This is a genomic window from Bradyrhizobium rifense, assembly GCF_008123425.1.
In the GTDB taxonomy this organism is placed as follows: domain Bacteria; phylum Pseudomonadota; class Alphaproteobacteria; order Rhizobiales; family Xanthobacteraceae; genus Bradyrhizobium; species Bradyrhizobium rifense.
The window spans coordinates 78,813-86,396 of the sequence record NZ_VSSS01000078.1 but is presented as its reverse complement, the minus strand read 5'-3'; the positions used below and the strand labels follow the sequence as shown (position 1 = coordinate 86,396).

8 protein-coding genes are annotated in these 7,584 nt (G+C 59.0%); 2 read left to right on the top strand and 6 right to left on the bottom strand.

Annotated features, from left to right (window positions below):
* The 3 genes from FXB40_RS41700 to FXB40_RS41695 form a co-directional block, all read right to left on the bottom strand.
* Positions 1-312, bottom strand: a 312-nt coding sequence (locus tag FXB40_RS41700; RefSeq protein WP_148778070.1) for a CYTH domain-containing protein, incomplete at its 3' end; no start/stop codon positions are given.
* A 91-nt stretch (positions 313-403) separates the two neighbouring features.
* Positions 404-565 carry a hypothetical protein gene (locus tag FXB40_RS48455; protein ID WP_187437503.1) on the bottom strand — a complete coding sequence of 54 codons (162 nt, stop codon included), beginning with the start codon at positions 563-565 and terminating at the stop codon, positions 404-406.
* A 118-nt stretch (positions 566-683) separates the two neighbouring features.
* Entirely contained in the window at positions 684-1,019 is a 336-nt protein-coding gene (locus FXB40_RS41695) for a cyclic nucleotide-binding domain-containing protein (protein ID WP_148778069.1), read from the bottom strand.
* Between the two features lie 561 nt (positions 1,020-1,580).
* Between FXB40_RS41695 and FXB40_RS41690 the strand changes: the two genes are divergently transcribed.
* Positions 1,581-2,765, top strand: a complete 1,185-nt coding sequence (locus FXB40_RS41690) for an acyltransferase family protein (RefSeq protein WP_148778068.1) — start codon at positions 1,581-1,583, stop codon at positions 2,763-2,765.
* A 118-nt stretch (positions 2,766-2,883) separates the two neighbouring features.
* Positions 2,884-3,225 carry a hypothetical protein gene (locus FXB40_RS41685; RefSeq protein ID WP_148778067.1) on the top strand — a complete coding sequence of 114 codons (342 nt, stop codon included), beginning with the start codon at positions 2,884-2,886 and terminating at the stop codon, positions 3,223-3,225.
* Between the two features lie 186 nt (positions 3,226-3,411).
* Here the strand turns inward: FXB40_RS41685 and FXB40_RS41680 are convergent, their stop codons facing one another.
* The 3 genes from FXB40_RS41680 to FXB40_RS41670 form a co-directional block, all read right to left on the bottom strand.
* A complete protein-coding gene (locus FXB40_RS41680) occupies positions 3,412-3,927 on the bottom strand; it encodes a MarR family winged helix-turn-helix transcriptional regulator (RefSeq protein ID WP_148778066.1) in 516 nt (171 codons plus the stop codon).
* Between the two features lie 238 nt (positions 3,928-4,165).
* Positions 4,166-5,068, bottom strand: a complete 903-nt coding sequence (locus tag FXB40_RS41675; RefSeq protein WP_210352230.1) for an FkbM family methyltransferase — start codon at positions 5,066-5,068, stop codon at positions 4,166-4,168.
* Positions 5,069-5,092: 24 nt separating this feature from the next.
* A complete protein-coding gene (locus FXB40_RS41670; protein WP_187437502.1) occupies positions 5,093-7,102 on the bottom strand; it encodes a tetratricopeptide repeat protein in 2,010 nt (669 codons plus the stop codon).
* Positions 7,103-7,584: the final 482 nt, after the last annotated feature.

The following is a 7,584-nucleotide window of genomic DNA, read 5'->3' as shown; positions in this document are numbered from 1 at the left end:
CGGCGCGAGCGCGGTGTCGCGGGCCAACTCCAGTTTGGGCTCGTCGCGGTCAATCTCCGTTTCCCATTCCTCGCGGGCGACCAGCGCGCTGGAGTTGGCTTTAATGGTCTGTAGCCGCTGTGCACCGGCCTTACGTACCCGCAGGCTGATGTCATGTTCGCGGAGTACGAAATCATTGGTATCAAAATACACCGAGGTGAGCTCTTGCTTGCGGCTGACATCGCTGGCCTGCTTCTTCAGCCACGGCAGCGCCATCGCCTGCTGCAGACCGCGCTTCGACGTGGCGAGCTTGAGTTCAATCTCCGCGCCCACGGTTCCTTCTCACGATGTATCCAACTTAAACGGTCTCTCTCAAAGCTCTGGTAAGGCTGGACCGTCAGCCGCCAACTAGGCGGCCGCCGGGCTAGTGAATATTGTTCAGTGGAAGTCGCAGCTCTGCGGCGCGCTCCTCTCGGTCCTTCTTACGGAACTCATTTTCCCGACGCTCGAAATCGAGCAATTCCTTTCGAGCCTCCTCTAAAAGGCGGTCACGCAGTGCCAGCGTCATTTGTGTGCGTTCAGTCATTGCTTACCCGTCCGCTGTGCCCCAGCGTATGGCAAAACTGGAGCTCCAAAAAGGTTCATTGGCGGAAGATTACGAATTTATGACGGCGTCACCCGTCGAATGGCGCGCCTTGACGGTCCTAGTGGAGCGTCGGTTCGCCAACCATTGCCTCGCCGCTCAGCTGGATCACCCCCCGGCTTAGCGCCATCCTCCCATCAAGCGCGGCCGACGCGCCAACGACGCCGTCTCGGCCGACCATCGCGGCCTCCACGACCTGGCCACTCGACAGTGTGACCACGATAGAAACAACTGCGCTCGTCGGAAAATAGGTCGCGTCGATCGTGTCGCCGGCCTCGAAGAGCACCTGCTCCTGCTCGAAATGTGCGAGCTTCAGGTGGGGTTGAAGGGCAGCAAGATCCCCGGAGAAAGCGATGCGAGAAGCAAGTTGTCCTTGTGCGGCATAGCGCGCTCCCATGGCTGCGGCGGGAGCGTTAGGAACTCTCAGTCAGCGTCAGCCCTGAGAAACCCTTTCTGCTTACTTGATGGTAGTCCTTGCGAGTGATTGCTTAGTGGGCATTCGATACCACCTCACCGGGCTTTAGCACCGCGCGCGGTAGGCGGCACAAGACTCGTCGGTGCAAGGCAACGCTCTGCTCTTTTGAAAATCCAATCTAGCGTTGGCCGGCATCGGTTGGTTGCAAAGTCCGCCTCTCCCGATGGCAAATCGGCCCCCGAGCCGCGGGTCCGCACATGGTCCATAGCGCGGGGGCCGAGTGTCTACCGGGGATGGGCCTCCGGCAGCACGGGCATCACGCCGGGCCTTAGGACCGGTCGCAATCACATAAGTCATGGTCACCAAAATGCCTCGACTCATCGGCATGCCACGCGCGGGTAGTCTGTCAGGCCGCCCGCTGCTCCGCGCCCAACTGCCGCTTCAGAATGGCGATCGTGACCACAAGGTTGTCACGCCGGCCGCGAAGGTTTCGGGCAAGGATCGAGTATGGCGGCTGAGCGAGATCATACCAGGGTCACGCTCATGTCATCGACGTCCGTCACGATGGGAGCCGCCGACACCACGGCGGTGCCCAAGGTCAAATCCCGAAACCCTGCGCTTGATCGCGCCCGGACCTTTCTGACGCTGGTGGTGCTGCTGCACCACGCCGTCATCCCCTATACTTATTACGGTCACACCGATCCGAAGGAATTCTTCGGCTTCGACATGATCGTGCTCGCCACCGACAGTTTCTTCATGGCGATGTTCTTTTTCCTGTCGGGGCTTTTTGTATGGCCGGGTATCGCCCGGAAGGGTCAGCTGAACTATTTGTCAGATCGCCTGCTACGGCTTGGCCTGCCATTCGTGATCTGCGCGTTCGCGTTGATTCCGCTTGCTTACTACGCCATCTCGCTGCGGCAGCATCCCGAAATCGGCTTTTCTGAGTTCTGGTGGACCACAATCACGAAAGGTACGTGGCCGAGCGGACCCATCTGGTTCCTGTGGGTCTTGTTCGCTTTCGACCTCATTGCCTGCATGCTGTATTGGCTGTCGCCCAACATGCTCGATCCGATCAACCGCCTCTCGCTGCACGGTCGCCGCCGGCCCGCGGTGTTCTTCGCGGTCATGCTTGCTGTCACCGCGGCGTTCTACATTCCGGGACGGATTCACTTCGGAGCAGGTAGCTGGTTCGAGTTCGGGCCGTTCTCGGTGCAGCACGGCCGGGTGCTTCTCTACGCGTCCTACTTTTTCTTCGGCGCCGGCATAGGTGTTGCGCAACTGGATCGCGGACTGCTGTCTGCGGACGGCCGCATGTCAAAGGTCAGCTGGGACTGGATGCTGCTGACGATCGTCCCGTATTACCTCATGTGGGTGCTGATCTCGATCAAGCGCGAAAATCTGGGCAATCCGGAGGATTTGCCCGACTGGTATGAAGCGACCTATGCCGTCTGCTTCACTGTCTTCAGCGTGGCCATCCTGTTCCTGATACTGGCTTATTTCCTGAGGTTCGCCGGTTCAGGCAAGAGCATACTCGATGCGATGCAACCTGACGCTTTCGGCATATTCCTGGTGCACTACCCGATCGCGCTGTGGCTGCAGTATTGGCTGTTCGACTTCAATGTGCCGGCGACCGTGAAAGCACCCATCGTATTCGTATTGACGGTCGCCTTCAGCTGGGCGCTGACGCGCGCGTTGCGGCGGATCCCGGGCGCGAAGCGCGTGTTGTGAGCAGTGGTGTGGACGGAAGATCGAGACAAACTCGGATGCTTCCGGCAATGACGATTATTATCGCGCTGACGGGGCTGCCGATTGCAATTCAGCTCCGTTCTCGTGGAGGAGGCTCTGGTTGACCTACTGCTGCGGCCAGATCGCGTCACGTCCATTCGGCTGGCTCTCAAGGCCCGTCGAGATTATGGGCAAGCTTCTGCCGATCGTCGACCTCGCCCGCCCCGGCGTAGAGGCGCCCCTGCCGTTCCTCGATTCGGACAGCTCTTTCGCTGAGGGCTCGATGATGTCGATGAATCTCGTCGGGGAGGCACAGCACGACCGGCAACCGCATCCCGACAAGCACGGTTCGCCAAAGCATTTGGTAGTGGTGGCCGGGCCCGACTTCATCGATTTGCAGGGAGGCCGGACGGACCTCGTGAGTGTGCTCAAGCGACATTGGCGCCATCAGCGCCGCCAGTAGACCGGGCTCAGTCGTCGCCAGTGCCTATTCGTAACATGCGCAATTGAACGGCCGCTACGGCCACTTTAGAATCACAGGGGTTCCATTTTGCATGGCTTAAACTCCCGAGAGCCGATGAGGGGTCGCTGTGGACTGCACGGCTACTGCTAGTTGACGGTCCGGCAGGCTTCGTTCGAGATTGCTTAGTCAATCGTCCGGCCGAACGAACCGTTCACGAAGCCCGAACGCAACGTCAATGGCGAGCAATTGCGTTGCCTGCTGAACATTCTTGGCGACTGTCGCAAGCGCAACATTGAGATCAGCCAGGATCTTCTCGTCGAGCCCGTTGACAATGGTTGAGTTCAAAGAGAGCCTTCGCTTCGACAGTTTATCGAACGCCGCCAAGGCCTTTTCTGTCATCGACATCAGGACGACACGCGTGTCAACCGCACTCGGTGTACGCAACAAGAAGCCAGCCTTTTCGAGACTTTTGGTCTGACTGGTCACGAAGCCCGATTGCACGCAAAGCTTCTTCGCAATCGCATCTCCTGAAACCCCTCTCCCCTTCTCCAACTCAGAAACTGCCATCAATATGAGCCACTGCGGCGCAGTGACACCAATCAAATCGGCCCAACTCTCGTTGAGGTCCTCTAAACGCGAATGTATTTCGAAGAGCTGCCACAGAAGGCAGGCGGCCGTTTTGTCGAGGGCTCGCTCCGTCATAGTCGTCCGCCAGCAGTAGAATGGTCCTGTCAACACACAAAACCCCCGGCAGTTTCCTGCCGAGGGCTCTGAGTAGTCAAGTGATCGATCTTAGAAGTTGCGCTGAGCGCGAAGCAGCAGAACGAGCGAGTTCTGATCCTCCAGCTCATACACAGCGCCCGGCTTAGCAGGGCTCGCAACCGCGGGGACGGCGACGTGCCGGCCGGAATACTTCTGATCCAGCCGCGATCTGCCCAGGTCAGCATGGCGGAAGTTGGATGGACGCTATGTAATCGTGGATCGACTGGTCGGGGATCGTCTTGCGCGAAATCAGGTGGTGAATGCAGTTTGCGGCAAGGTCGAACGAACGGTAGCAATGATGAGCTATCATCGCGAGATGCTTGAGTTGCTCGACCGTCATATCCGCCGGCCGCATGAAGTTTCTCACGTAGACGATGTCGGCCTCCAGCAGCTGGTTCATGGCCGCATGAGGGTTAAGCGGGTCGGTCAATGGAGCTATCATCCGCTGCTTGACGGCCGTAAAAGCGTGAGGAATGAATCCCTGCTTGCGTAGTTCGCCATCAATATCACCGAATGTCGGCTGGTCCTTGTAGAGACAAAGAAATGAGACTTCCGTTTGGACGGCGACCGCCTGCTTCAGCTTTTCCCGCCCGCTTCCGAAGATTGCCAATTCGGAGCCCTGAACGTCAATTTTCAGGAAATCCAGATCCCGGATTTCGGCAATATCGTCGAGCCGGCGGGTCTGGACCGGATGTTCGCTGACCACGCTGCCCCATTCGGAAAATTCCGCAAAATGCGACAGCACATTCTGATCCGGAAGCAGCAGGCTTGTCATACCCGGGAGACGGCACAGACGCAGCTTTGCCTTGTGCCCATTCCCGACGACATAGTGATAGTAGCTCTCGAGATCACTCTTGCGGGCGTTGAGCTCTGCAAGCGCTTCGTCCTGCGGGTCAAAGCCAACGACGGTACAAAGTCTTCGTTGTAGCATCGCCTTGTAGGGCGGCTCGCCATCGATCGGATTGGCCCCGACATCAACCACCGAGGTCAGCCGTGCCGGCCGGATGAGACTGTTTAGAAGGTCCGGTTCGTTGTCAGTCATATGCGGGAAGCCCATGGAAGGAATGACATGAGGCTTCACGCCAAGGCGACCTCATGATGAGATTTAGACGGCAAACGAGGCCGGCGCTTCGCCAGCGTAGTGGCGGCGCCACATTTCATTGAAGGCCTTTTCGATGTGTCGAGCCATCCGGGTAGTATCGAACAGAGGCCAAGTGGCCCGATGCGCCGCCAATTTGCTCTTGAGGGCGGTTCGAAGTTCGGAATCACGCGCGATCCGAAGCGCCAATTCCTCATATTTGTCCAAGGATTGCGTCACCAGCTCAGGAAGGCCGACAGCATTCAGGAGACTGGCCGCAACACGTCCCGCAAAGGCAGTGCCGAGGCAGGTCAGGACCGGCAAGCCAGCCCAAAGGGCGTCGCTGGCACCGGTATGGGCGTTGTAGGGCAATGTGTCCAGGAACAGATCGGCGAGTTGGTGGCGCGCCAGATGTTCGTCGGCAGGGACGTTTGGAGCGAACACGATCCTCTCGGCGGCGATACCGCGCGCAACGGCTTCACGCCTCAGGTTCTCTGTGGCGATTGGGTCCCCATCAAGCAGCCAAAGAACGCTGCCGGCCGTCTTGGCAAGCAGCCTCATCCAGACATCGAACAGCACGGGCGTGATCTTGGCGGTTCTGTTGAACGCGCAGTAAACGAATGCATCGTCTGCCAGTCCGACCTCGGTCCGGGCCGGTACATTTTGCGGGAGCGGTCGCCTCGCGTCGGTCGCCTGATAGGTGTCAGGGAGATAAATCACTTTCTCGGCGTAGTGCTGCTGCTCTCCCTCGGGGATGACGATCCGGTCGGCCATGACGTAGTCGATATATGACGCGCCCATCGTGCCGGGAAAGCCGAGATAGTTGACCTGGATGGGAGCCGCCCGGCCCGCCAGGATTTTCGGCCGCGCACCGGCGGTGAAGCCTCCCAGATCGACGAGGACCTCAATGTCGAGCTGGCGTATCAGCTTGACCACGTCCTCGTCGGCAAAGTGGCTGACGTCTTCAAAGCGTTCGAATGCTGCCGTCAGGCGGTCGCGCATCTCGCTGCGGTCATCCGGTCCGTAGGAGATGGCGCTGATTTCGAAGCGCTCGCGGTCGTGCTCCTCGATAACTCCGGCCATCAAATGCGCGGTGGCGTGACGACGAAAATCGGCAGACAGATACGCGACCCGCAGCCGGGAAGTTGGTGACGGCGTTCTGAGTATCGCGGCACCTCGCTCCGGAGCGACATTGGCAACATAGGTCTTTGCGCAGGTCAATTGGCGTGCTGGAGACGAGGAGGCATGAAAGAAGGTGAATGGATCGATCGGCACATGGGAATCGACGGCATCGTCCATGGCGGCCTGTTCAACTTCGAAACTGCGCCAGTCGGCACGCATCCGCCTGGACGCAACGAGCTTGCTGAACGCGAATGGGAAGGTCTTGTTCAGCGCGACCGTTCTTTCGAGCGCTGTGATCGCTTCGTCTTCCCGCCCCATCTGGGTGAGGACCTCGGACAAGACGAAATGGTTCTGTGGATTCGACGGTGCAAGTTCGATGGCACGCCTGTAGCTATCATGCGCCTCGTCAAACTGACCGAGCTGGTGAAACGCACTGCCTCGATTTGCGAACGCTGCGCTCGAGGGTTCGATCGCAATGGCACGATCAAACTCCGCGATGGCGCCGTGAAGTTCATGCCGCGCCATCAGGATAGCGCCACGATTGAGATGCGCATCGGCGAAGTTCGGCGACAAGGCAATCACTTTTGCAAGCCAGGCGAGCGCGTCGTCTGTCTTGTCCAATGCACGCAGCACGTTGGCATAGTTGAAAAGAACGTCGGGATTGCCGGAATCGACGCGAGCCGCCTTTTTGAGCAATGGCTCGGCGCCCGCGAAATTGCCGCGCTGGGCGTGCAACAGCCCCAGCATATGGAGCGCGATGGGATGCGTTCGGCTCCCCTTCAGGATGGTCGTGTACGCTCGTTCCGCATCCGACAGATTGCCCGAACGCTGCGCCGAAATTGCCTTGTCCAGAGCAGCCGACGGATGGAGTGAGGAAGGGGCCGAGGCTCCGGTGTTGCGGCTTTGCTGCGACATATGGTTGTTTCTGGACCCCATGACGGGCCTAGTTCTTGATGACCGATGCAAAAACCCTAGTCGTCTTTTCTGGCGAGAACAACGGCTGCGCGCTTTGCGCTCTAAGGCACGAAGCCACCGCTCAGGTGCCCGTGGGCGCGATAGGATCGATGCCGGCCAACGCTGGCAATGCCTACCAGCGCCAACACTGGGGCGGCTGACCTCGCGACTGACGCCGTCCAATCGCAGCGTTCACTATCTATGGGCTTGATAGGCAATGTGCCAATATGCGGTTCTCAACCAACTGTTCCTGCTCGAATCGCTTGCGCCGAGCGGGGGCGTCAGCGGTGTTTACCCAATTGCGGAATGCGGCTTCTCGCTCTCTCAGTCAACCAGAGCGGCATTGCATTTGGGTCGCGCGCAAATGACAACCGCAATAGACCTCGCTCATACAACCACCTGGCTGGCCTTTGCAGTGACATAGGACAGATGGACGCCAAGCC

What these genes read in the sequence shown, in the direction of transcription:
- FXB40_RS48455 (WP_187437503.1), bottom strand. Translation starts at nt 565, where the DNA reads ATGACTGAACGCACACAAATGACGCTGGCACTGCGTGACCGCCTTTTA.
- FXB40_RS41695 (WP_148778069.1), bottom strand. Translation starts at nt 1,019, where the DNA reads ATGGGAGCGCGCTATGCCGCACAAGGACAACTTGCTTCTCGCATCGCT.
- FXB40_RS41690 (WP_148778068.1), top strand. Translation starts at nt 1,581, where the DNA reads ATGTCATCGACGTCCGTCACGATGGGAGCCGCCGACACCACGGCGGTG.
- FXB40_RS41680 (WP_148778066.1), bottom strand. Translation starts at nt 3,927, where the DNA reads ATGACGGAGCGAGCCCTCGACAAAACGGCCGCCTGCCTTCTGTGGCAG.
- FXB40_RS41670 (WP_187437502.1), bottom strand. Translation starts at nt 7,102, where the DNA reads ATGTCGCAGCAAAGCCGCAACACCGGAGCCTCGGCCCCTTCCTCACTC.